Consider the following 21818-nt stretch of genomic DNA (forward strand, 5'->3'; position numbering starts at 1 on the left):
ATCACGTCAACCGCGACGTGTTGCCGGACGTTACTTCCAGCCCACCTTGGAACCTGATTGGCGCAATGAAACCGACTTCCGTAGCGCGTGCCGCACGCCCCGTCTTCCGTGGACGGGCCATGCGGGTGATTCGCCTGCTCAGCCTGGCTGGCGGCGTGTTCGGCATCCTGTTGCCGGCCGCCCTGCTGGCCTCGACCGCGCACGGCATTCCGGACTGGATGGAGCCGTACATCGTGCTGGTCGGCGTGGCGCTCGGCTCGGGCGGCTTCTTCCTGGTCGCGATGGCCGGCCACCGCATGAACCGCGACGCCATGCTGCGCTCGTTCGCCGCCCTGCTCCTGATGATGCCCTTCGGCGCCAGCGGCATCGTGATCTGGCATGCCAGCAATATGCTGATGGTCTGGCTGTGCACCTTCCTGTTGATGCTGACGATCCTGCTGTACCTCAGCTTCATCTATCCGCTGACCCATGTGCCGCAGCAGCCGATCGTGCCGAGGACGGCTTCCCGGCGAGTGCCGAAACCGATCCAGTGGATTCCGCTGCGCCGTAATGCGCAGCGGGAACGCCGCTTCACTCAACCATCATAACCGGAAGAAAGACGTGGTCGGGCATGGTGCCTCACCCGGTCAGATCTGGTAGCCGCCGCCGACCTCGATCGACTGGCCATTGACCCAGGCCAGTTCCGGACCCAGCAGGATGGCGATCACGCGCCCCACTTCATCCGCCTCGCCCACCCGGCCGAGCGCGGTCTGCGATGCCAGCAAGGCCTCGAATTCATCGTTCAATCCGCCGCCCAGCTGGGTGCGGATCGCGCCCGGCGACACCGCGTTGGCGCGGATACGGCGCGGCCCGAATTCCTTGGCCATGTAGCGGGTCAGTACCTCGAGGCCGCCCTTGAAGGCGGCGTGCGGCGCGACGCCGTTCGTGGCCACGCGCGTGGTGGCGCTGGTGAGGTTCACGATCGCGGCGCCGTCCGCCAGCAGCGGCAGCGCCAGCCGCAGGACATCGCGGCGCTGGCGCCAGCGTATGAACGCGAGATCCTGTACCGGGTGCTGCAGGGACCGCACGGCGCCAAGCTGCGCGCGATTGCCATGCCGGACAGCGCCCTGGCGCGGGTGCAGCGCGCGATCGCGTGGATCCGGCGCGAATTCGCCAGTTCCCTGCGGGTCGAGACGCTGGCCGAGAAGGCGGTGATGGGTCCATCGTCCTTCCACCGCCACTTCAAGGCTGCCACCTCACTGAGTCCTCTCCAGTACCAGAAGCGCGTGCGCCTGATGCAGGCGCGCATGCTGATGGTGGCGCAGGGCGCCAGCGTGACGGGCGCCGCCTTCGAAGTCGGTTATGAAAGCGCGACCCAGTTCAGCCGCGAGTACGCGCGCCTGTTCGGACTGCCGCCCGCGCGCGCTGCGGCGCGGATCGCGGCGCATGCGCGCGGAATTGACATGTGAGTGGCGCCCGGCAGATGTGACGAAACCGTCTTGCACGAAGAAACATTTACGACAAGTTTCTTTTCCTGTGTGCTATCTTGGTTTCACTGCCGGACTGGCAGGACATTTTTCGTATGGCTATCCATGAATCCGGCCTTTGCCGTCTCTTCGCACCACAAGGATGTGCCATGATCTTTCTTCGACTCGCCAGCCTCGTGGCCGGCGTGCTGGTGCTGATCGCACCGGCGATCTTGATCCGCGCCGGCGGCATGCCCCCGGATGCGAGCCGGGCCGGGGCGACGCTGGCCTGCGTGGTGCTGGCGGCAAGCGGCTTTTTCCTGGTCGGGATGGCCGGCCAACGCCTGCGCCGCTCGATGCTGCTCCGCGCGCTGGCGGCGGTGCTGCTGGGCGTGCCGGCGCTGGCCAGCGCCGCCCTGCTGTGGCGCGGCGGTTCGGCGGATGTGCTGTGGCTGGCCGGCGCCGTCATCGCTTTGAGCGTGCTGCTGTGCCTGACGGTCGTGTATCGCAGCGCGCCCGCCATGGCGCTGTTCGCACCGCGGCGCCGCCCTTCCGCGCCCGGTTCCTGAATCCCGGTTCCTGCCCCCGCTTGCCGTTCAAGCCGGCGGCAGGCTATCCCACAAATCGCCCGTCGGGCTGATGCGCGGCGCAGTGACGCCGAAGTGCTGGTAGGCCAGCGGCGTGGCGATGCGTCCGCGCGGGGTGCGCTGCAGATAGCCCTGCTGGATCAGATACGGTTCGAGCACGTCCTCGATGGTGTCGGCGGCCTCGCCGATCGCCGCCGCCAGGTTGCCGATGCCGACCGGGCCGCCGGCGAACTTGAACAGCACCGCCTCGAGCAGCTTGCGGTCCATGACGTCGAAGCCGACGGTGTCGACGTCGAGCATCTTGAGCGCGCGGTCGGCCATCTCGCGCGTGATCTCGCCATTGCCCTTCACTTCGGCGTAGTCGCGCACGCGGCGCAGCAGGCGGTTGGCGATACGCGGCGTGCCGCGCGCGCGCTTGGCCACTTCGCGCGCGCCGTCTTCGTCGATCGGCGCTTCCAGCAATGCGGCGCTGCGCGCCACGATCTTGGTCAATTCCTCGACGTTGTAGAACTCCAGGCGCGCCACGATGCCGAAACGGTCGCGCAGCGGATTGGTCAGCATGCCGGCGCGGGTGGTGGCGCCGACCAGGGTGAACGGCTGCAGGTCGAGCTTGACCGAGCGCGCGGCCGGACCCTCGCCGATCATGATGTCGATCTGGTAGTCCTCGAGCGCCGGATACAGGATCTCCTCGACCACCGGCGACAGGCGGTGGATCTCGTCGATGAACAGCACGTCGTTCGGCTCGAGGTTGGTGAGCAGCGCCGCCAGGTCGCCGGGACGCTCGAGCACCGGGCCCGAGGTCTGGCGCAGATTCACACCCATCTCGCGCGCGATGATGTGGGCCAGCGTGGTTTTACCCAGGCCCGGCGGGCCGAACAGCAGGGTGTGATCGAGCGCCTCGCGCCGCTTGCGCGCCGCGTGGATGAAGATCTCGAGCTGGTCGCGGATCTTTTCCTGGCCGACGTATTCGTCGAGCTGCTTTGGACGCAAGGCGCGTTCGATCGCCTCTTCGTTGGGCGAGGCCGGCGCGGCGTCGATCACGCGGTGCTCGGTGAAACTGTCGGTCTGGATGCTCATGACTGGATATCCCGCTTAGCCTTTAGACAGCGCCTTCAGCGCGAACTTGATGCCGTCCGAGACGCTCGAGCCGGCCGGCATGTTCTTGATCGCGAGGAGCGCTTCCTTGTCAGAATACCCCAGTGCGGCCAGCGCGTTGAGCACGTCCACCTGCGCGTCGTCACGGGCCGCGCCGGCGACCATGCCGATGTCGGCGCCAAGCTTGCCTTTCAGTTCCAGCAGCAGGCGTTCGGCCGTCTTCTTGCCGATGCCCGGTACCTTCACCAGGCGGCCGGTTTCCTGCAGGGTGACGGCCTGCGACAGCTCGGCCACCGACATGCCGGACAAGATCGCCAGCGCCATGCGCGCGCCGATGCCGGTGATCTTGATCAGCTGGCGAAACAGCGCGCGTTCGGACGCCGAGCCGAAGCCGAACAGCAGGTGCGCATCCTCGCGCACCACCAGGTGGGTGAACAGCACGACTTTTTCGCCGGTATGCGGCAAGTTATAAAAGGTGCTCATCGGCACGTCGACTTCATAGCCGACGCCATTGCAATCGACCAGCACGTGCGGCGGCGCTTTTTCGAGCAGGATTCCAGAGAGGCGACCGATCATCGGTTTTCCTTAACTATTTTATGAGACGAGACGGCTGTTCTTCATGCGCAGCGCCTGCCCGGCGGGAGACAAGCCATTCAGCAGCGACAAGGTGTCGATGCTGTGGGCGTGGCAGATGGCGACGCCCAGGGCGTCGGCGGCATCGGTGCCCGGCAGGCCCGGCAGCTTGAGCAGGCGCGCGACCATGTCCTGCACCTGCGGCTTGGCCGCCTTGCCGGTGCCGACCACGGCCTGCTTGACTTGCACTGCCGTGTATTCGGCCACGTCGAGATCGGCGCTGACCAGGGCCGTGATCGCCGCGCCGCGGGCCTGGCCCAGGAGCAGGGTCGATTGCGGATTGACGTTGACGAAGACTTTTTCGATGGCCGAACAGGCTGGGCGGTAGGTGGCGATGATTTCGCTGACGCCGTGCAGGATGACCTTCAGGCGCGGCGGCAAGGCGCCTTCCAGCCCGGTCTTGATGGTGCCCGAGGCGATGTAGCGCAGCCTGGCGCCGTGTTTTTCAATGACGCCGAACCCCGTCGTGCGCAGGCCCGGGTCGATGCCGAGAATAATCATGGTGGAATGTTACCCCGGCTGGGGGTGTTCGTGGGAAAAATACTGTGCAAAAACACAGTTCACCACGATTAGATCGCATCGGACCGGCAAATTCCACCGGCCCGATGGTGTCACCGGATCAGTGACGGAAGTGACGGGTGCCCGTGTACAGCATCACCACGCCGCGCTCGTCGGCGGCATCGATCACTTCCTGGTCGCGCATCGAGCCGCCCGGGTGGATGACGCAGGTCGCGCCCGCATCGACCACCACGTCCAGGCCGTCACGGAACGGGAAGAAGGCATCCGACGCCACGGCCGAACCGGTGAGCGACAGACCGGCATTCTGCGCCTTGATCGAGGCGATGCGGGCCGAGTCGATGCGGCTCATCTGGCCGGCGCCGACGCCCAGGGTCATGCCGTTCGCGCAGAACACGATCGCGTTCGATTTCACGAACTTGGCCACGCGCCAGGCGAACATCATGTCTTGCAGCTGCTGCTGGGTCGGTTGCTTCTTGGTGACCACGCGCAGGTCGCCCAGGCCAACGTTCTTCGCATCCGGCGACTGCACCAGCAGGCCGCCGCCGACGCGCTTGACGTCATAGGCGTTCTGGCCGTTGCCCAGCGCGATTTCCAGCAGGCGCACGTTCTGCTTGGCAGCCATGATCTGGCGCGCTTCCGCGGTGAACGATGGCGCGATCAGCACTTCGACGAACAGTTTCGACAGCGCTTCGGCCGCCTTGCCGTCGACTTCGACGTTGAAGGCGATGATGCCGCCGAAGGCCGAGGTCGGGTCGGTCTGCAGCGCACGCGAATAGGCGTCCAGGGCGTCAAAGCCGATCGCCACGCCGCACGGGTTGGCGTGCTTGACGATCACGCAGCCGGCCGGCTGTTGCATGCCGCCCAGCGACTTGACGCATTCCCAGGCCGCATCGGCATCGGCGATATTGTTGTACGACAGTTCCTTGCCTTGCAACTGGGTGTAGTTGGCCAGCGCGCCGTCGACGGTAATCAGGTCACGGTAGAAGGCGGCGCCCTGGTGCGGGTTCTCGCCGTAGCGCATGTCCTGGACTTTTTCGAAGCCCATGTTCAGGGTCTGCGGGAAGCTCGAGCGGGTCGCGTGCGCGCGGTCTTCGCCCAGGCTGGTCAGGTAGTTGGTGATCGCGCCATCGTATTGCGCGGTGTGCGCGAACACTTTCTTGGCCAGGCGGAACTTGGTTTCATAGCTGACCGGACCAGTGGCTTCGCCCTGGCCTTTCATCTCGGCCAGCACCACGCCGTAATCAAGCGGGTCGACGATCACGACCACGTCGCGGTGGTTCTTGGCCGCCGAACGCAGCATGGTCGGGCCGCCGATGTCGATGTTCTCGATCGCGTCTTCCAGCGAGCACTCTTCTTTCGCGACGGTCTGCTGGAACGGATACAGGTTAACCACGACCATGTCGATCTGCGGAATGCCGTGCTCTTCCAGCTTGGCGACGTGCTCGGGGAAATCGCGGCGCGCCAGGATGCCGCCGTGCACTTTCGGGTGCAGGGTCTTGACGCGGCCATCCAGCATTTCCGGGAAACCGGTGTAGTCGGCGACTTCGGTCACCGGCACGCCGTTATCCTGCAGCAGCTTGGCGGTGCCGCCGGTGGACAGGATATTGACGCCGAGCGAAGAAAGAGCGCGCGCGAAATCGAGCACGCCGGTCTTGTCGGATACGGAAATGAGAGCTTGTTTGATCATGGTGTGGCCTATGGTTGAGAATTCCTGGCGGCGGGCAGGCGGATCGGGGATCCGGTCATGGCCGCGCGCCTGGAGCGCGGCCACGTGGGTCACGCTTAGAGCAGCCCGTGCTCCTGCAGTTTCTTGCGCAAAGTGTTCCGGTTAATGCCCAGCATCTGCGCGGCGTGCGACTGGTTGCCGTCGGCGCGCGACATGACGACTTCGAGGACGGGCTTTTCGACGGTCAACACCATCATGTCGTAGATGTTGGTCGGCTTTTGTTCGCCCAGATCGTTGAAATAGTCTTCGAGACTCTTCTGGACGACTTCCTGGATACTTTCTTTGCTCATGTCTTCTGCTGCTTCATCCTGGTTTAATGATTGCTGCGCTCACGCACAGCGCGTCCCCGTGTTCTTCTTGTGGTGTGGTGCTTATTTCTGGTGCTTATGCCGCGATCGCATCGACATCCGGATGCGAGGGGCGGTATTGTAACCGCTCGCCATGCCTGTGCTGCGATTTGAAAAAGTCATCGACCGCCGCCAGTTGCTCGGCCGTCGATTCCAGCAAGTTCATGCGCTGCCGGAATTCCTCGCCGCCCGGCAGGTCTTGCACATACCAGCCGATGTGCTTGCGCGCGGTACGCACGCCGACGTATTCGCCGTAGAAGGCGTAATGGGCCGGCAGGTGCTCGTTCATCAGCTCGCGCACCTCGTCCACCAGCGGCGCCGGCAGGTGTTCGCCGGTGCGCAGGTAGTGATCGATCTCGCGGCAGATCCAGGGACGGCCCTGGGCCGCGCGGCCGATCATCACCGCATCGGCGCCGGTATGGTCGAGCACGAACTTCGCCTTCTCGGGCGTCGTGATGTCGCCGTTGGCCACCAGCGGAATGCTCACCGCCTGCTTCACGGCGCGGATGGTGTCGTACTCGGCCTCGCCCTTGTAACCGTCGGCGCGGGTGCGGCCATGCAGGGTCAGCATCTGGATGCCAGCCTGCTCGGCCAGGCGCGCGATGCGCAGCGCGTTCTTGTTTTGGCGATCCCAGCCGGTGCGGAACTTCAGGGTGACCGGCACGTCGACCGCCTCGACCACGGCGTGCAGGATGCGCTCGACCAGGTCTTCGTGCTGCAACAGGGCCGAACCGCACCAGCTATTGCACACTTTCTTGACCGGGCATCCCATATTGATGTCGATGATCTGGGCGCCGCGCTCGACGTTGAACTTCGCGCAATCGGCGAGGTCTTTAGGATCGGCGCCGGCGATCTGCACCGCCTTCGGCTCCATCTCGCCCGCGTGGTCGATGCGGCGCGAGGTCTTTTCGCTGGCCCACAGGCGCGGGTTCGACGCCGCCATCTCGGACACCGCATAGCCCGCGCCGAGCTGCTTGCACAGCTGCCGGAACGGACGGTCCGTCACTCCTGCCATGGGGGCGACAAAGACGTTATTACGCAGGTGATATGGACCGATTTGCACAGCAGAAAAACTCAGAAGTTTCTTGGGAACCTGCTATTTTACCCCAAGCGCTGCTCAAATTATCAGCAAATTTGCATTGCTTGTTGCGTGTGCGTTATTGGCGAAGAGCCGAAAAGCAGTTGCCCAGCTGTTTGGGAAGGTCCGGAATTTCCGCGGACCTGCCGAAAAGCCTACCTATCGGTGGTCGTGATCACCGCAATCACGAAGCCCGCATTGTCTCCAAGGCCCATCCCGTAAAGGCTGTCCAGATCGTCATTGATACACAACGACAATACACCCGTTTGTCCTTCAGGCACCACAGCAGAGTTACCGACCACGAAGGGCGCATTGGTATCCACTCGACCGATCAGGGCGCCCTCGGCTGCATGAGGCAGCGTATATCCGGGCGGCGCGGTGTATGCAGCGCTTCCCTCCGGTCCAAACCACCCCTTCGCGGGATTGGTGGTCCATCGACCCGAGCACGTGATCGAGGTGGCCTGCGTCCCGGTAATGCTGACACCCGTTATCTGCCAACGCTGGGTACTTTGAATCGTGACCGTCGTGGAAAAGTCTCCAGAACTGACTGGCATTGCATGCTCCATATGAAAAAACGGGTCGGTTGGACAGGCCCCTGATCGGGCCGAAGGTGCCAACGTACAGGAAAGCCGCCTCAGGTGTAAATCGCTATTTACGGCAGGTCGTCCAGCGCCACCTGGCGCAAATGGTCGACCTCGCCCCAACTGACGAGCTTCAGCTTGCCCTGCTCGACCACGAAACGGTTGATGCTGGCATTGTGCACCTTGAAGTCGCGCGGCGTTTCCAGCGGCAGGCCGAGGGCGGCCCGGTAGGCGCACTCGAGCACGCCGCCGTGCGCCACCAGCGCCAGGGTCTGCCCGGGATGGCGCGCCGCATGTCCCAGGATCGCCTTCGTGGCCCGGTCGAAGAAACCGCGGAAGGTCTCGCCCTGGTTCGTGCCTGGAGGCAGGACCGCATCGACATTGCGCGCCTGCCAGGCGGCGAATTCGAGCGGAAAGCGGGCTGCGATTTCGCTGTAGAGCAAGCCTTCGAAGCCACCGTAGCAGCGTTCGCGCAACTGGGGATCGAGTTGGACACGGCCGGCATCGGATGCGCCGCGGGCGCGCTGGACCGCCTCGGCCGTCTGCCGGGCGCGCGCCAGGTCGCTGGAAATGACCAGGTCTATCTGCTCGCCGGCCAGCGCCGCGCCGAGCGCCGCGGCCTGGCGCTCGCCTTCGGCATTGAGCGCGATATCGAGATGGCCCTGCAGCCGGCGCTCGGCATTCCACGCGGTTTCGCCGTGGCGGATCAGGAGGATCGTGGTCGTGCCCGCAGGCGCGTCGTTCAATGTCATGAGGTCCTTGCCCCCAAACCTCGGGGCAGTGAAAAAATCAGATGATTTATTATTTTGAGAGGTCGGCTGCGACCTTGGGATTGAGCGAGTAGGTGCCGAAGATGCGCGCCTCGTCGAGGATATGCCCCTGGATCGCCATGCGCGCCTCGGAGCCCGTGAAGCGCCCCTCCAGCGGCAGGCGCGGGATGTCGAGCGCATACAGCGTAAACACATAATGGTGCACGCGCTCGTCGTTCCACGGCGGGCACGGGCCGTCATAGCCATAGAACTCGCCCGCCATATCGGGGTCGCCCGCGAACCAGCCGGTATAGTCGTTGACGCCGTGGCGCAGCTCGTGTTCGGTGCCGTTCTTGATGGTGAAGGCGACTTCGGGACCGGGCTTGCCATGCGGCGTGACCATGTCGGAAAACATGCCTTCGGCCAACGACTTGAGGCAGACCGGGATGTCGGCCAGCGTCCAGTGGAAGAAATCGACGCGCGGCAAGGCCGCAGGCACGGTACGGCCTTCCTTGTTGACGTCGCCGCCTTCGGACGGCACGTCGGGGTCGTGGCAGATCAGCACCAGCGACTGCGTGCCGGCCGGCACGTCGTCCCAGGCGATATGGGGATTGCGGTTGCTCGACAGCTTGACGTGGGTGGCAGGATCGCTGACCGCGAACGCGCAGGCGGCGGGGATGTCGGCCCCGTCGATGAATGAGTCGCTCCAGATTCGCATGTGACCTCCCTGGCTACTAAATTGGACCTTGGCGCCAGGCGCGGGTTTCAGCGCGCCGCCCCGACGGGATCAATACGCAGCCAGAATGTGACCGGGCCATCGTTGATGAGCGACACTTTCATGTCGGCACCAAATACGCCGGTCTCGACAATGCCATGCCGTTCCCGCGCCTGGCGCACGACATGCTCGAACAGGCGCCTCCCGTCTTCCGGCGCGGCGGCCGGCGAGAACGAGGGACGCGTGCCCGATTTCGTGTCGGCCGCCAGGGTGAACTGCGGCACCAGCAGCAAGCCGCCACTCGTGTCCGTCACGCTGCGGTTCATCTTGCCGGCCTCGTCGGAAAACACGCGGTAGCCCAGCAGCTTGGTCAGCAGCAGCTCGGCCTCGCGTTCGGTATCGCCTTTTTCGGCGCATACCAGCACCATCAGGCCGGGGCCGATGGCGCCGACGGTCTGGCCGTCGACGCGCACCGCCGCCTCGCTCACGCGTTGCAGCAGGCCAATCATGCCGCCAGGGTCACACGGGCGAACTTGCGCTTGCCAACCTGCACCACGACGGTGCCGGCGGCCACTTGCAGGCCCTTGTCGCTGACCACGGCGCCGTCGATGCGCACGCCGCCCTGATCGACCATGCGCATGGCTTCCGAGGTCGAGGCGCACAGGCCGGCGGCCTTCAGCAGTTGCGGCAGGCCCAGCGGCGCGCCGGACAGCGACACCTCGGGCACGTCGTCCGGGATGCCGCCCTTGGAGCGGTTGACGAAGTCGGCCAGCGCGTCGTCGGCCGCAGCGGCCGAGTGGAAGCGCGTGACGATCTCTTTACCCAACGCCACTTTCGCATCGCGCGGATTGGCGCCGCCGTCGATCGTCGCCTTCAATTGCGCGATGTCGTCGAGCGAGCGGAAGGACAGCAAGTTGAAATACTTCCACATCATCTCGTCCGAGATGCTCATCAGCTTGCCGAACATGCTGTTCGGGGCTTCGGTGATGCCGATATAGTTGTTCTTGGACTTGGACATCTTTTCGACGCCGTCCAGGCCTTCCAGCAGCGGCATGGTCAGGATGCACTGCGGTTCCTGGCCGTAGTCCTTCTGCAGCTCGCGGCCAACCAGCAAGTTGAATTTCTGGTCCGTTCCACCCAGCTCAAGGTCTGACTGCAAAGCGACCGAATCGTAGCCCTGCATGAGCGGATACAGGAACTCATGCACGGCGATCGGAGTCCCACTCTTGTAGCGCTTGGTAAAGTCGTCGCGCTCCATCATGCGGGCCACGGTGTAGCGCGAGGCGAGCTGGATCATGCCGCGCGCCCCCAATGGGTCGCACCATTCGGAGTTGTAGCGGATTTCCGTGCGGCTGGCGTCCAGCACCAGCGACGCCTGGCGGAAATACGTCATCGCGTTTTCCTCGACCTGCTCGCGGGTCAGCGGCGGACGGGTGGCGTTGCGGCCCGACGGGTCGCCAATCATGGAAGTGAAGTCGCCGATCAAAAAGATCACCTGGTGACCCAGGTCTTGCAATTGACGCAATTTGTTCAGTACGACAGTGTGGCCAAGGTGCAAGTCTGGCGCCGTCGGATCCAGGCCCAGCTTGATGCGCAGCGGCTTGCCGGTTTGTTCCGATCGCGCCAGTTTTTGAGCAAAATCGCTCTCGATCAGCAGTTCGTCGACGCCGCGCTTGGCGATCGCGAGCGATTCAAGCACCTGGTCGGTCAGTGGCAAAGATTTATTAGAAGTTGCCGCAGTGCCATTATCGGCTGCGTTAGAGGTCATAAATTCGTGTAGGAAATTGGCTAAAACGGTTGTAGGACCACATCTTTTGGTATAATTCACGATCCTGTTTTCGTTTCCTAGAGAAAACTTTTTCGGAAACGGCAGACATGGCCCTTGAAAGTTCAGCCGCAAATTTTAACTGATTGCATGAACCCTATACAGAAAATCACTGGTAAAAGCCTGCTAGCGCTAGTGCCGAAGACCCGCAAAGCCCGCGTCCTGAGCGCCGGCGCCGTCTTCCTCAGCGTGTGCGCCTTCGGCGCCGTGGGTGTAGCCCCGATCGCTCCCGATCCTTCCGACCTGCCCGTCACCTCCGTTGCGCAAGACCTGGAACTGCCGAACCTGGCCGACCAGATCGCCGCCCTCCAGCAAGACGAGCAGCAATTCATCCACGAAGAACGCATCCGCCGCGGCGATTCGCTCGGCTCGCTCTTCACCCGCCTCGGCATCGAAGACGCGCAAGCGCAAAAATTCGTTCGCTCGGACAAACTTGCCAAGCGCCTGCTGTCGCTCCAGACCGGCAAGCGCATCCAGGCCGAGACCGACGAGAACGGCCTGCTGCTGTCGATGCGCGCCACCGTCACCGACGGCAAGAGCGGCGAAGCACGTACGATCAGCGTCGAGCGCAAGGGCGAGCAATTCGTCGCCCTCGAAACGCCGGCCAAGCTCGAGCGCCGCGTCGAAATGCGTTCGCGCGAGATCACCAGCTCGCTGTATGCGGCTACCGACGCCAATGTTGACGGCGGCAGCATCCCGGATTCGGTCGTTGGCCAGATCATCGAGATGTTCTCGACCAATATCGACTTCCGCAGCGACGTCAAGCGCGGCGACCGTTTCAATGTCGTGTACGAAACCTTCTGGCTCGACGGCGAACTGATCAAAACCGGTCGCATCCTGGCTGGCGAATTCGTCAACCGCGGCACCAGCTACCAGTCGGTCTGGTACGAAGATCCAGTCTCCAAGCAGGGTGGTTACTACTCGCTGGACGGCAAGTCGCTCAAGAAAGCCTTCCTCAAGTCGCCACTGCAATACTCGCGCGTCTCGTCGGGCTTCTCGATGCGCGTGCACCCGATCTCGGGCAAGTTCAAGGCGCATAAGGGCGTCGACTTCGCCGCCGCGACCGGCACCCCGATCCGCGCCGTGGCCGATGCCACCGTCGACTTCGCGGGCAACGGCAATGGCTACGGCAATATGGTCGTCCTGAAGCACTGGTCGAACTACAGCACCGCCTACGCTCACATGAGCCGTATCGCGCCAGGCATGCGCAAGGGCACCAAGATCAGCCAGGGCCAGGTGATCGGCTACGTCGGCTCGACCGGCTGGTCGACCGGCCCGCACCTGCACTATGAATTCCGCGTCGCAGGCGTGGCCAAGGACCCGAACAAGTTCAAGTCGCTGGCCCAGCAACCGCTGAACCAGGCCGAACTGGCTCGCTTCCGCATGGCGGCCGCCGAGATGAACCACCGCTTCTCGCTGATGGCGCCAAGCGGCTCGTCGATGGCAGCACGCTAAACCGCACCGTCCTGATATAAAACGCCCTCCTCGCATTTCGATGCCGGAGGGCGTTTTCTTTTATATGCGTTGAGAACACCATGACCGAAACTCACTCTCTCTACATCGGCCTGATGTCCGGCACCAGCCTCGACGGCGTCGACGGCGTGCTGGCCGATTTCTCGAACGGCGCCATCCAGACCCTGTCGGCCGCCTTCACCCCCTTCCCTGCCGAACTGCGCAGCGAACTGATGGCGCTGCAAGCCGCCAGCCACAACGAACTCGAACGCGAAGCGCTGGCCGCCAACGGCCTGGCCCTGGCCTATGCCGATTGCGTGCGCTCACTGCTGCCATCCTGCCCGGCGCCGGTGACGGCGGTCGCCGTCCACGGCCAGACCATCCGCCACCGCCCCGAGTTGGGTTTTACGCGCCAGACCAATAACCCGGCCCTGCTGGCCGAGCTGATCGGCATCGACGTGATCGCCGACTTCCGCAGCCGCGACATCGCTGCCGGCGGTCAGGGCGCGCCGCTGGTGCCGGCCTTCCACGAGGCCGCCTTCGGCAAGCCGGGCACGGCGCGCGTGGTGGTGAACATCGGCGGCATCGGCAATATCAGCGTGCTGCACGGCGACGGCCGCGTGACCGGTTTCGATACCGGCCCAGGCAATGTCTTGCTCGACCTGTGGGTCGCGCGCCACCAGGGCCGCGCCTATGACGAAGATGGGGCATGGGGCGCGACCGGCACCGTCCAACAACCGCTGCTGGACGCCCTGCTCGACGAACCGTATTTCTGCCAGCCGGCGCCCAAGAGCACCGGACGCGACCTGTTCCACGCGCCATGGCTCGACGCCAGGCTCTCGTCCTTCGGCAAGCTCGCGCCGGCCGACGTGCAGGCGACCCTGGTGCAATTGACGGCGGTGACGATCGCGCGCGCGATCCGCGACGAAGGCGTGATGCCGGACGCGGTCTACGTCTGCGGCGGCGGCGCCTACAACGGCGCCCTGCTGCGCGCCATCGGCGCTGAACTGGATGGTGCGAAAGTGGCGTCGACGGAGGAGCTGGGCGTGGCGCCGAACCGGGTCGAGGCGCTGGCCTTCGCCTGGCTGGGCTGGCGTTTTGCGAACCGCGAAGCGGGCAACCTGCCGGCGGTCACGGGCGCGCGCGGTGCGCGCATCCTGGGGGCGCTATACCCGGCCTGATGTTCAGGCAGCCAGGCCTTTTTGCAGCAACTGCGCCACCAGCTCGTTGAGGTCGACGCCCCGCTCCTTGCTCTGCGTCTGCAATTGCTTTACCAGCTCGCCATTGAGCTTGACCGCGAACGGCACCAGGCCCAGCGCGCGGTCGCGCTCGCGTTGTTCGCGGCGGTCCGCTGCCGGAGCATCCCCGGGCTTGCCGATGGTGGCGCCCTTGGGGCCCATCTTGTTCATCAGCTTCTTCGCATCGAATTTCGCGAGTTCATTCTTGTTCATTGCTTACCTTGATGTTGAATTGATATCTTGCGGCGTCAGTCGAAGCGCTTGAGCCGCTGACCGAGGATGCCCCACTGGCACGGCACGCCATCGACCGTGCCGCACAGCGCCCAGCCGGTGCCGATTTTTTCCACCGTGACGGTCGTCTCGATTTCCCGGGCCAGCTTCTCGGCCCAGCCTTTGGCGGCTCCCTGCCCCTTGAACAATTCCTTGCCCTCATAGATGACGGTGGCGTCGAATACGGGCATGGCGAATACGGTCATGGCTACCTCTGTCTCAAAAAGGCGTCATGCTACCACCGCGGGCCGGCTGCGAATGTGATAAATGCAAACGGCCCGCACGAGCGGGCCGTCGATGATCCAGACCGTGGCCTGGATGGGCAGGCAACGATTACGCCGAGAACGACGAACCGCAGCCGCAGGTCGAGGTGGCGTTCGGGTTCTTGATCACGAACTGGGCGCCTTCGAGGTCATCCTTGTAGTCGATCTCGGCGCCGACCAGGTACTGGTAGCTCATCGAGTCGATCAGCAGCTGGACGCCGTTCTTTTCCATCGTCGTGTCGTCGTCATTGACGATCTCGTCGAAGGTGAAACCATATTGGAAGCCCGAGCAGCCACCGCCCTGCACGAAGACGCGCAGCTTGAGGTCGGGGTTGCCTTCTTCTTCGATCAGCTGAGCAACTTTCTGAGCGGCGCTGTCGGTGAAGTTGATTGGTACGGGAATCGTGTCGAAATCTTGCACTTCGGCGACTGCGGTCATGGGAAAGCTCCTGAATAAATCAAACACCGTCCATTATAGACGGTTGGCGGAAGTCATGCTGCCGACCCTTCCATGGCGTCGGCTAGATGAAACACCGGCTCGCTGGCGGGTTGGTGCGTTAATTTACCTGTTACCAACGCCCCGCCGTGCATTTCGAGCAAACGGTAGTGTACATCCCCATTGATGCGGCCTTTCGGCTGTAATTCAAGGAGTTCCGACGAATAAACCGCGCCGGCGATATAACCATTGACCACCAGGCTGGCGCAGCGCACCTCGCCTTCGATGCGCGCGTGCTCCGACACGATCAGCATGCTGTCGGCGCCGTCCACAGCCACCACATTGCCATGGACTTCCCCGTCGATGCGCAGCCCGCCGGTGAAACACAGGTCACCCTCGATGCGGGCCGAGATCCCGACCAGGCTGTCTATCTCGCTTTTTACTTGTCGACCGAACATGACGCACCTCTGAGGATAGTGACCGTTGGATTGAACGTGTCCAACAGCCAATTTACCCGGCTCAAAGGTGGTCGCTTTGATCTGCGTCGGGTCGAGCAACGAGCGTCGTCGCCGCAACCACTTTGTATTATGGCAACAGCGCGATCTGCTGCAGGCCCTTCGACTCTTCCAGGCCAAACATCAGGTTCATGCACTGCACGGCCTGGCCGGAGGCGCCCTTGACCAGGTTGTCCTGCACCACCAGGATCACGACGGTGTCCGTGCCTTCCGGACGGTGCAGCGCCAGGCGCAGCATGTTCGAGCCGCGGGTCGAGCGCGTCTCTGGATGCGAGCCGAACGGCATGACGTCGACGAATTCGCTGTCCTTGTATTGTTCTTCGAACAGCGCCTGCAGGGCGGCGTTGTCGATCTCTTGCGTCAGGCGCGCGTACAGGGTCGCGTGCATGCCGCGGATCATCGGCACCAGGTGCGGGGTGAAGATCAGGCCGACCTTCTGGTCGGTATAGCGGGCCAGCTGGGCCGAGGTTTCCGGGGTATGACGATGGCCGTGGACACCGTAAGCCTTGAAGTTGTCGCTCGACTCCGAGAACAACGTGCCGATCTCGGCCTTGCGGCCGGCGCCGGAGACGCCCGACTTGCAGTCGGCGATCAGGCTACCGGCATCGATCAGGCCGGCCCTCAAGAGCGGATAGAAGCCCAGCTGCATCGTGGTCGGGTAGCAGCCCGGGTTGGCGATCAGGCGCGCACCCTTGATGTCGTCGCGGTTTAGTTCCGGCAGGCCATAGACGGCTTCATCCAGCAGCTCGGGTGCGGTGTGCTCGATCTTGTACCATTTTTCGAAGACGGCGCGGTCCTTGATGCGGAAGTCCGCCGCCAGGTCGATCACCTTGACCCCGGCCGCCAGCAGCTCGGGCGCCTGGGCCATCGCCACGCCGTGCGGGGTGGCGAAGAAGACCACGTCGCACTGCTTCAGGTCGGCCTTGTCCGGGCTCGAGAAGGCGATGTCGACGCGACCGCGCAGCGAAGGGAACATATCGGCCACCGGCAGGCCGTCTTCCTTGCGCGAGGTAATCGCGGTCAGTTGCACATCCGGATGAACGGCCAACAGCCGCAGCAATTCCACGCCCGTGTATCCGGTTCCGCCGACGATGCCAACTTTAATCATGTCTGTTCCTTCAATAATGGTAAAAAGGCCCCTTTCCAGGACGAGGCTGCATTTTAACAGCCTGTGTATGCAGGCGTTGTACCTATCTCCAAAGCAAAAAAGCCGCCCAACCTTGCGGCGGACGGCTTTTCTGAACCAGTGCCCGAAGGCACTGAGGAAGACGATTAACGCTTCGAGAATTGCTTTGCGCGGCGTGCTTTGCGCAGACCAACTTTCTTACGCTCGACTTCACGGGCGTCACGGGTGACGAAACCGGCACGTGCCAGGTCGCCCTTGAGGCCTGCGTCGTAGTCGATCAGTGCGCGGGTGATGCCGTGACGGACGGCGCCAGCCTGGCCCGATTCGCCACCGCCGTGCACGTTGACCTTGATGTCGAAACGTTCGACGTTGCCGGTCAGTTCCAGCGGCTGACGGATCACCATCAGGCCGGTTTCACGCGAGAAGTATTCCGATGCCGGTTTACCGTTCACGATGATCTGGCCGGTGCCAGCTTTGATGAACACGCGAGCGACTGCACTCTTGCGACGGCCGGTGCCGTAGTTGTAGTTACCGATCATGTCAGTTCCTTAGAGGGTCAGTGCTTGTGGTTGCTGAGCAGCGTGCGGGTGCGAACCTTCCGCGTACACTTTCAGCTTCTTGATCATGGCGTAGCCGAGTGGGCCCTTAGGCAGCATGCCCTTGACAGCCTTCTCGAGTGCGCGACCTGGGAAACGCTGTTGCATTTTCAGGAAGTTGGTTTCGTAGATACCGCCCGGGTAGCCCGAGTGACGGTAGTACGTTTTTGCGGTGGCCTTGGTACCGGTCACGCGCAGTTTGCCGGCGTTGATCACGACGATGAAGTCGCCGGTGTCGACGTGCGGGGTGAACTCTGGCTTGTGCTTGCCGCGCAGTCGGAGTGCCACTTCGCTGGCAACACGTCCGAGGACCAGGTCCGTCGCGTCGATGACAAACCAGTCGCGCTGGACTTCGTGGCCCTTAGCGGAAAAAGTTTTCATGTTTAATCCAAAAGAAAAAATTGCTCAAATGGTGGTTCCGCACAAAACCTTCAGCGGACTCGTCCTTATTGTCTTTCCTGAGCAAACGGAAAGCCGGCAATCATACCCCTATTACCTCCTTGCCGTCAATCCCCATCCACGTCGGGCGAGCGCATCCCGCGCGCTTGCGTAAGGACCACTACCCGAAATGCATGCCTTGATGCATCGTTGAAACAATCGGTTGACCGGGGAAACAGCGCGAACTTATCATCGTTGCAACCTGAGGAGATGCTGTGAAGCGATTCAAGATTCTGCCCGCCCTATTATTCCTGCCACTCCTGGCGGCGACCAGCCTTGCCGGCGCCCAGCCCGCCGCCAGCATGCCGGCGCCATCAATGAGCGAACGCAGCTGCCACCTGCCCGGCGTGGTCGAAGCGCTGCGCTGCGTCAGCGTCGATGTCCCGCTCGATTACGCCAAGCCCCAAGGCGCGCCACTGAAACTGCACGTGACGGTCGCCCCGGCCTATCGCCAGGGCACGCGCAGCGACCCGCTGTTCGTGCTGGCCGGCGGCCCCGGCCAGGCCGGCAGCGACGTGCTGCCCTTGCTCAAGCTGGCCTTCGACCGAGTGCGCGCCACCCGCGACATCGTCTTCATCGACCAGCGCGGCACCGGCCGCTCCGGCAAGCTCGATTGCGAAAGCAGGCCGGAACACGAGCGCATGACGGACGACGAGCTGATGGCCGAACTGCGCACCTGCATCGCCAACAACAAGCAGCCGCTGGCCGCCTACACCACGGCGGCGGCGGCGCGCGACCTGGAGCAAGTGCGGCGCGCGCTGGGCTACCGCCAGGTGAACCTGTGGGGCGGTTCCTACGGCACCCGCCTGGGCCAGGCCTATGCGCGCGCCTATCCGGACAGCGTGCGCAGCCTGGTGCTGGACGGCGTGGCCGCGCCCGACCAGGTGATCCCCGCCGGCGGCCGTGACGGCCAGGCCGCGCTCGACAGCCTGTTCGCCGCCTGCGCCAAAGACGCTGCCTGCAACAAGGCCTACCCGAACTTGCGCGCCGAATTCGATGCGCTGGTCGCGAAGGTCGAGGCGGGCGACGTTCACCTGTCGCTGCCCAATCCGCGCACCGCCGAGCCGACCGAGTTCACCATGAGTTCGCAGCGCTTCCTCGGCACCGTGCACAACATCCTGTATGCGCCGGCCGATGCGCGCCGCCTCCCCTTCCTGATCCACAGCGCCAGCCGCGGGCGCTGGGAGCCTTTCGTCGCGCGCCAGAACCTGGCCGGCGACTTCGGCAACGACGCCAGCATGTCGATGCTGCTGCACTTCGCCGTGGTGTGCGCCGAAGACGTGCCGCGCTTCACGCCCGAGCTGATGAAATCCGACGCCGCCGTGCTGGCGCGCCCGCTGGCCGAGATGATCCCGAAACTGTGCCAGGATATCAAGGTGCCCGCGGTGCCGTATGTGCTGCCATCGCGCATCGAGGCGCCGGTCCTGCTGCTGTCGGGCGCCCTCGATCCGGTCACGCCGCCGCACCGCGCCGCGACGGCCGCGAAGTCGATGGCGCGCGCCCAGCACGTGGTGGTCGCCAATGCCGGCCACGGCGTGTCGCAGCTAGGCTGCGCGCCGCGCTTGCTGCGCGCCTTCCTCGACCGGCCGCAGGACAAGCTCGACGCCGCCTGCATGGCCGAGGTGCCGGCCCCCACCTTCCAGCTCGGCAGCGCCGGGCCGCAACCCTGAATCCGGGAACCCCATGATCGAAGTCCACGATGTACGCAAGCAGTTCGGCGCCGTCCAGGCGCTGGGCGGCGTTTCCTTTACCGCGCGCGACGGCCAGATCACCGCGCTGCTGGGGCCCAACGGCGCCGGCAAGACCACCCTGCTGCGCACCCTGGTTGGCCTGCTCAGGCGCGACCACGGCACCATCTCGATCGGCGGCATCGATCCCGAGAAGGACCCGATGGCGGTGCGCCGCAATATCGGCTTCCTGACCGACCAGTTCGGGCTGTACGAGCGCCTCACCACGCGCGAATACCTGAACTACTTCGGCGAATTGAACGGCATGGACGGCGCCGCGCTGCGCACCCGCGTCGCCGAGGTGTCGGACCTGCTCGGGATGGACGACATCCTCGAGCGCCAGACCAAGGGCTTCTCGCAGGGCCAGCGCATCAAGGTGGCGCTGGCGCGCACCCTGCTGCACCGCCCGCGCCACCTGCTGCTCGATGAACCGAGCCGCGGCCTGGACGTGATGAGCACGCGCGCGCTGCACACGGCGCTCAATGCCCTGCGCGAGGATGGCTGCTGCGTGATCATGGCCACCCACGTGATGCAGGAAGTGATCCACCTGTGCGAGGACGTGATCGTCATCGCCAAGGGCCATACCGTGGCCCAGGGCTCGCCACAAGAACTGTGCCGGCGCACCGGCATCGCCGACCTGGAAGACGCGTTCGTCAGCCTGGTGGGCACCGAGGAAGGTATCGCATGAAGTCCAAACTCAAGGTCGTATTCCTCAAAGAGCTGCGCGAGACGCTGCGCGACCGGCGCACCTTCGGCTTCCTGCTGCTGGCGGTGCTGTTCTATCCGGCGATCCTCGGCGTCACGCTGCACCAATTGATCGACAAGAGCACCCGCACCGAACGCGAAGGTATCCACCTGACCGTGATCGGCGGCGCCAAGGCTCCGACCCTGATCGCCCAGCTGCGCGAACGCAGCGTGACGATCAACGAATCCGGGCCCATGACCGAGGAAGCGATCGGCGAGCTTTTACATGGCAAGAAGATCGCGGCGGTGCTGCGCCTGTCGGACGACTTCGTCGACAACTACCAGGCGATGCGCCCGGCACGCATCGAGCTGTGGTTCGACTCGTCGGCCGAAAGCGGCCCGCAGCGGCGCGAGCTCGAAGAAATCCTGCAGGCCTACGGCAGCAATATCGCCAGCGCGCGCCTGCTGGCGCACGGCGTGTCGCCAGCCACGCTGGCGCCGATCCAGCTGCAACGCTACGACACCGGCACCAATGCCTCGCGCTCGGCCATGGTCATCGGCGGCTTGATCGGCTTCCTGTTCTTCCCGGCCTTCCTCCTGAACATGTCGTCGGCAGTCGACAGCACCGCCGGCGAACGCGAACGGCGCTCGCTGGAAGTGCTCATGGCGCAGCCGGCGCATAGCTGGGAGCTGGTGGGCGGCAAGTGGCTCGCATCCAGCGTGCTGGCCCTGCTGGGCGTCACCGTGGTGCTGATGCTGGGCCACGCGATCCTGCGCTGGCTGCCGCTGGAAGAAATCGGCATGTCGTGGAACCTCGGCTGGGGCGAGCTGCTGCTGGTCTGCCTGGCGACGATGCCGCTGGCGCTGCTGTCTTCCGCCCTGTACGTCGCCATGGCGATGAACGCCAAGACGTTCAAGGAAGCCCAGACCACGGTCAGCCTGGTGATGATCCTGCCGCTGCTGCCCGGCTTCGTGGTCTCGTTCATGGAACTCAAGACGGCGCAGTGGATGTACCTGATGCCGATGCTGTCGAACCAGACCCTGATCAAGGAATTGGCCAAGAGCGGCGACATCGGCTTCGCGCCGTTCGCGCTGACCTTCCTCTGTTCGCTGGTCCCGGCGCTGTTGATCGTCGCCTTCGCCAGCTGGCGCATGAAGAGCGAGAAGTACGTATTGGGTGTGTGATGCGGTGTGTGTGATGCGGGGTGTGTGATGCGGGGCGTATGAGAAACGGCGGCCGCCTTGCACGCAAGGGCGGCGGCTGCCGTACAATCGACTCCCTTATCGACGCATCAGCAACACGGAGAATCGCATGGAAGTGAAAGTCAGCTGGAACGGCCCGTCGGGCATGAGTTTCCGGGCCGAGACCGGCAGCGGCCACATGGTGACCATGGACGGCGCGCCGGACGGCGGCGGCCATAACCTGGCGCCGCGCCCGATGGAGATGGTCCTGGTGGGCACCGGCGGCTGCACCGCCTACGACGTGGTCCTGATCCTCAAGCGCAGCCGCGAGGACGTGCGCGGCTGCGACGTGACGCTGCAGGCCGAACGCGCCGACACCGACCCCAAGGTGTTCACCAAGATCAACTTCCACTTCACGGTCACCGGCCACGCGCTGAAGCCGACGGCGGTGGAACGCGCGGTCAAGCTGTCGCATGAGAAGTACTGCTCGGCGTCGATCATGCTGGCCAAGACGGCCGAGATCACGCACTCGTTCGAGATCGTCGAAGTATAAGCACGACGTTGGCGGCGCCCGCCGCCAACGCCGTCACG

Annotated in this window: 29 protein-coding genes; 10 read left to right on the forward strand and 19 right to left on the reverse strand. The window is 64.2% G+C overall.

Going from position 1 to position 21818, the window contains the following annotated elements; genetic code table 11:
• Positions 1–119 precede the first annotated feature (119 nt).
• Positions 120–587, forward strand: a complete 468-nt coding sequence (locus J3U95_RS01675) for a hypothetical protein (protein WP_208276974.1) — start codon at positions 120–122, stop codon at positions 585–587.
• 39 nt (positions 588–626) lie between these two features.
• Here J3U95_RS01675 and J3U95_RS01680 read toward each other — a convergent pair whose 3' ends face one another.
• Positions 627–1067, reverse strand: a complete 441-nt coding sequence (locus J3U95_RS01680) for an SDR family oxidoreductase (RefSeq protein ID WP_370662036.1) — start codon at positions 1065–1067, stop codon at positions 627–629.
• Between J3U95_RS01680 and J3U95_RS28255 the strand changes: the two genes are divergently transcribed.
• Together J3U95_RS28255 and J3U95_RS01690 are read left to right on the forward strand one after the other, a co-directional pair.
• Complete coding sequence (locus tag J3U95_RS28255) at positions 1014–1448, forward strand: helix-turn-helix domain-containing protein (protein WP_229519594.1); 435 nt, start codon at positions 1014–1016, stop codon at positions 1446–1448. The two genes, J3U95_RS01680 and J3U95_RS28255, sit on opposite strands and share 54 nt — an antisense overlap.
• Positions 1449–1615: 167 nt before the next feature.
• On the forward strand, positions 1616–2014 hold the full coding sequence (locus J3U95_RS01690) for a hypothetical protein (RefSeq protein ID WP_208276977.1): 399 nt from the start codon (positions 1616–1618) through the stop codon (positions 2012–2014).
• A 27-nt stretch (positions 2015–2041) separates the two neighbouring features.
• Here the strand turns inward: J3U95_RS01690 and ruvB are convergent, their stop codons facing one another.
• The 11 genes from ruvB to tyrS form a co-directional block, all read right to left on the reverse strand.
• The gene (gene ruvB / locus J3U95_RS01695) at positions 2042–3109 is read right to left on the reverse strand and encodes a Holliday junction branch migration DNA helicase RuvB (protein ID WP_208276978.1); all 1068 of its coding nucleotides are present in this window, start codon (positions 3107–3109) and stop codon (positions 2042–2044) included.
• 15 nt (positions 3110–3124) lie between these two features.
• Positions 3125–3703, reverse strand: coding sequence for a Holliday junction branch migration protein RuvA (ruvA, locus tag J3U95_RS01700; protein WP_005667935.1), 579 nt, complete (start codon positions 3701–3703; stop codon positions 3125–3127).
• A gap of 18 nt (positions 3704–3721) precedes the next feature.
• Complete coding sequence (ruvC, locus tag J3U95_RS01705) at positions 3722–4261, reverse strand: crossover junction endodeoxyribonuclease RuvC (RefSeq protein WP_208276979.1); 540 nt, start codon at positions 4259–4261, stop codon at positions 3722–3724.
• Positions 4262–4379: 118 nt separating this feature from the next.
• Complete coding sequence (purH, locus tag J3U95_RS01710) at positions 4380–5966, reverse strand: bifunctional phosphoribosylaminoimidazolecarboxamide formyltransferase/IMP cyclohydrolase (RefSeq protein ID WP_208276980.1); 1587 nt, start codon at positions 5964–5966, stop codon at positions 4380–4382.
• Positions 5967–6061: 95 nt separating this feature from the next.
• Positions 6062–6295, reverse strand: a complete 234-nt coding sequence (locus tag J3U95_RS01715; protein WP_005667930.1) for a helix-turn-helix domain-containing protein — start codon at positions 6293–6295, stop codon at positions 6062–6064.
• Between the two features lie 94 nt (positions 6296–6389).
• The gene (gene dusB / locus J3U95_RS01720; RefSeq protein ID WP_109345071.1) at positions 6390–7415 is read right to left on the reverse strand and encodes a tRNA dihydrouridine synthase DusB; all 1026 of its coding nucleotides are present in this window, start codon (positions 7413–7415) and stop codon (positions 6390–6392) included.
• Positions 7416–7585: 170 nt separating this feature from the next.
• Positions 7586–7984, reverse strand: coding sequence for a hypothetical protein (locus J3U95_RS01725; RefSeq protein WP_208276981.1), 399 nt, complete (start codon positions 7982–7984; stop codon positions 7586–7588).
• A 98-nt stretch (positions 7985–8082) separates the two neighbouring features.
• Positions 8083–8763, reverse strand: coding sequence for a histidine phosphatase family protein (locus J3U95_RS01730; protein ID WP_208276982.1), 681 nt, complete (start codon positions 8761–8763; stop codon positions 8083–8085).
• A 49-nt stretch (positions 8764–8812) separates the two neighbouring features.
• Positions 8813–9478: a YbhB/YbcL family Raf kinase inhibitor-like protein gene (locus J3U95_RS01735; RefSeq protein WP_208276983.1), complete on the reverse strand. Its 666-nt coding sequence runs from the start codon at positions 9476–9478 to the stop codon at positions 8813–8815.
• A 47-nt stretch (positions 9479–9525) separates the two neighbouring features.
• Positions 9526–9984 carry a D-aminoacyl-tRNA deacylase gene (dtd, locus tag J3U95_RS01740; protein ID WP_208276984.1) on the reverse strand — a complete coding sequence of 153 codons (459 nt, stop codon included), beginning with the start codon at positions 9982–9984 and terminating at the stop codon, positions 9526–9528.
• Positions 9981–11243: a tyrosine--tRNA ligase gene (tyrS, locus tag J3U95_RS01745; protein WP_208276985.1), complete on the reverse strand. Its 1263-nt coding sequence runs from the start codon at positions 11241–11243 to the stop codon at positions 9981–9983. Before tyrS ends, dtd begins: the two co-directional genes overlap by 4 nt.
• 147 nt (positions 11244–11390) lie before the next feature.
• Here tyrS and J3U95_RS01750 point away from each other — a divergent pair, with 147 nt between their 5' ends.
• The gene (locus tag J3U95_RS01750) at positions 11391–12755 is read left to right on the forward strand and encodes a M23 family metallopeptidase (RefSeq protein ID WP_208276986.1); all 1365 of its coding nucleotides are present in this window, start codon (positions 11391–11393) and stop codon (positions 12753–12755) included.
• An 80-nt stretch (positions 12756–12835) separates the two neighbouring features.
• Positions 12836–13933 carry an anhydro-N-acetylmuramic acid kinase gene (locus J3U95_RS01755; protein ID WP_208276987.1) on the forward strand — a complete coding sequence of 366 codons (1098 nt, stop codon included), beginning with the start codon at positions 12836–12838 and terminating at the stop codon, positions 13931–13933.
• 3 nt (positions 13934–13936) lie between these two features.
• On the opposite strand, the gene J3U95_RS01760 is transcribed toward J3U95_RS01755, so the two are convergent.
• The 7 genes from J3U95_RS01760 to rplM all read right to left on the reverse strand — a co-directional run bounded on the left by J3U95_RS01760 (position 13937) and on the right by rplM (position 17577).
• Positions 13937–14203 carry a hypothetical protein gene (locus J3U95_RS01760; RefSeq protein WP_208276988.1) on the reverse strand — a complete coding sequence of 89 codons (267 nt, stop codon included), beginning with the start codon at positions 14201–14203 and terminating at the stop codon, positions 13937–13939.
• 35 nt (positions 14204–14238) lie between these two features.
• The gene (locus J3U95_RS01765) at positions 14239–14466 is read right to left on the reverse strand and encodes a hypothetical protein (RefSeq protein ID WP_208276989.1); all 228 of its coding nucleotides are present in this window, start codon (positions 14464–14466) and stop codon (positions 14239–14241) included.
• A gap of 127 nt (positions 14467–14593) precedes the next feature.
• Complete coding sequence (erpA, locus tag J3U95_RS01770; protein ID WP_208276990.1) at positions 14594–14962, reverse strand: iron-sulfur cluster insertion protein ErpA; 369 nt, start codon at positions 14960–14962, stop codon at positions 14594–14596.
• Between the two features lie 53 nt (positions 14963–15015).
• Positions 15016–15417: a bactofilin family protein gene (locus tag J3U95_RS01775; protein WP_109345081.1), complete on the reverse strand. Its 402-nt coding sequence runs from the start codon at positions 15415–15417 to the stop codon at positions 15016–15018.
• Between the two features lie 127 nt (positions 15418–15544).
• The gene (gene argC / locus J3U95_RS01780) at positions 15545–16582 is read right to left on the reverse strand and encodes an N-acetyl-gamma-glutamyl-phosphate reductase (protein WP_208276991.1); all 1038 of its coding nucleotides are present in this window, start codon (positions 16580–16582) and stop codon (positions 15545–15547) included.
• A gap of 164 nt (positions 16583–16746) precedes the next feature.
• Positions 16747–17139, reverse strand: coding sequence for a 30S ribosomal protein S9 (gene rpsI / locus J3U95_RS01785; protein ID WP_005667904.1), 393 nt, complete (start codon positions 17137–17139; stop codon positions 16747–16749).
• A 9-nt stretch (positions 17140–17148) separates the two neighbouring features.
• Positions 17149–17577, reverse strand: coding sequence for a 50S ribosomal protein L13 (rplM, locus tag J3U95_RS01790; protein WP_123069984.1), 429 nt, complete (start codon positions 17575–17577; stop codon positions 17149–17151).
• On the opposite strand from rplM, the gene J3U95_RS01795 reads away from it, so the two are divergent.
• The 5 genes from J3U95_RS01795 to J3U95_RS01815 all read left to right on the forward strand — a co-directional run bounded on the left by J3U95_RS01795 (position 17576) and on the right by J3U95_RS01815 (position 21780).
• Positions 17576–17749: a hypothetical protein gene (locus J3U95_RS01795; protein ID WP_208276992.1), complete on the forward strand. Its 174-nt coding sequence runs from the start codon at positions 17576–17578 to the stop codon at positions 17747–17749. The genes rplM and J3U95_RS01795 overlap by 2 nt on opposite strands.
• Positions 17750–17849: 100 nt before the next feature.
• Complete coding sequence (locus tag J3U95_RS01800) at positions 17850–19304, forward strand: alpha/beta fold hydrolase (protein ID WP_208276993.1); 1455 nt, start codon at positions 17850–17852, stop codon at positions 19302–19304.
• Between the two features lie 13 nt (positions 19305–19317).
• Positions 19318–20049 (forward strand): ABC transporter ATP-binding protein, encoded by a 732-nt coding sequence (locus tag J3U95_RS01805; protein WP_208276994.1) that lies wholly within the window; start codon positions 19318–19320, stop codon positions 20047–20049.
• A complete protein-coding gene (locus tag J3U95_RS01810) occupies positions 20046–21230 on the forward strand; it encodes an ABC transporter permease (RefSeq protein ID WP_208276995.1) in 1185 nt (394 codons plus the stop codon). Before J3U95_RS01805 ends, J3U95_RS01810 begins: the two co-directional genes overlap by 4 nt.
• Before the next feature lie 127 nt (positions 21231–21357).
• Positions 21358–21780 carry an OsmC family protein gene (locus J3U95_RS01815; protein WP_208276996.1) on the forward strand — a complete coding sequence of 141 codons (423 nt, stop codon included), beginning with the start codon at positions 21358–21360 and terminating at the stop codon, positions 21778–21780.
• Positions 21781–21818: the final 38 nt, after the last annotated feature.

This window comes from Massilia oculi, assembly GCF_017582745.1.
Classification (GTDB): Bacteria; Pseudomonadota; Gammaproteobacteria; order Burkholderiales; family Burkholderiaceae_D; genus Telluria; species Telluria oculi_A.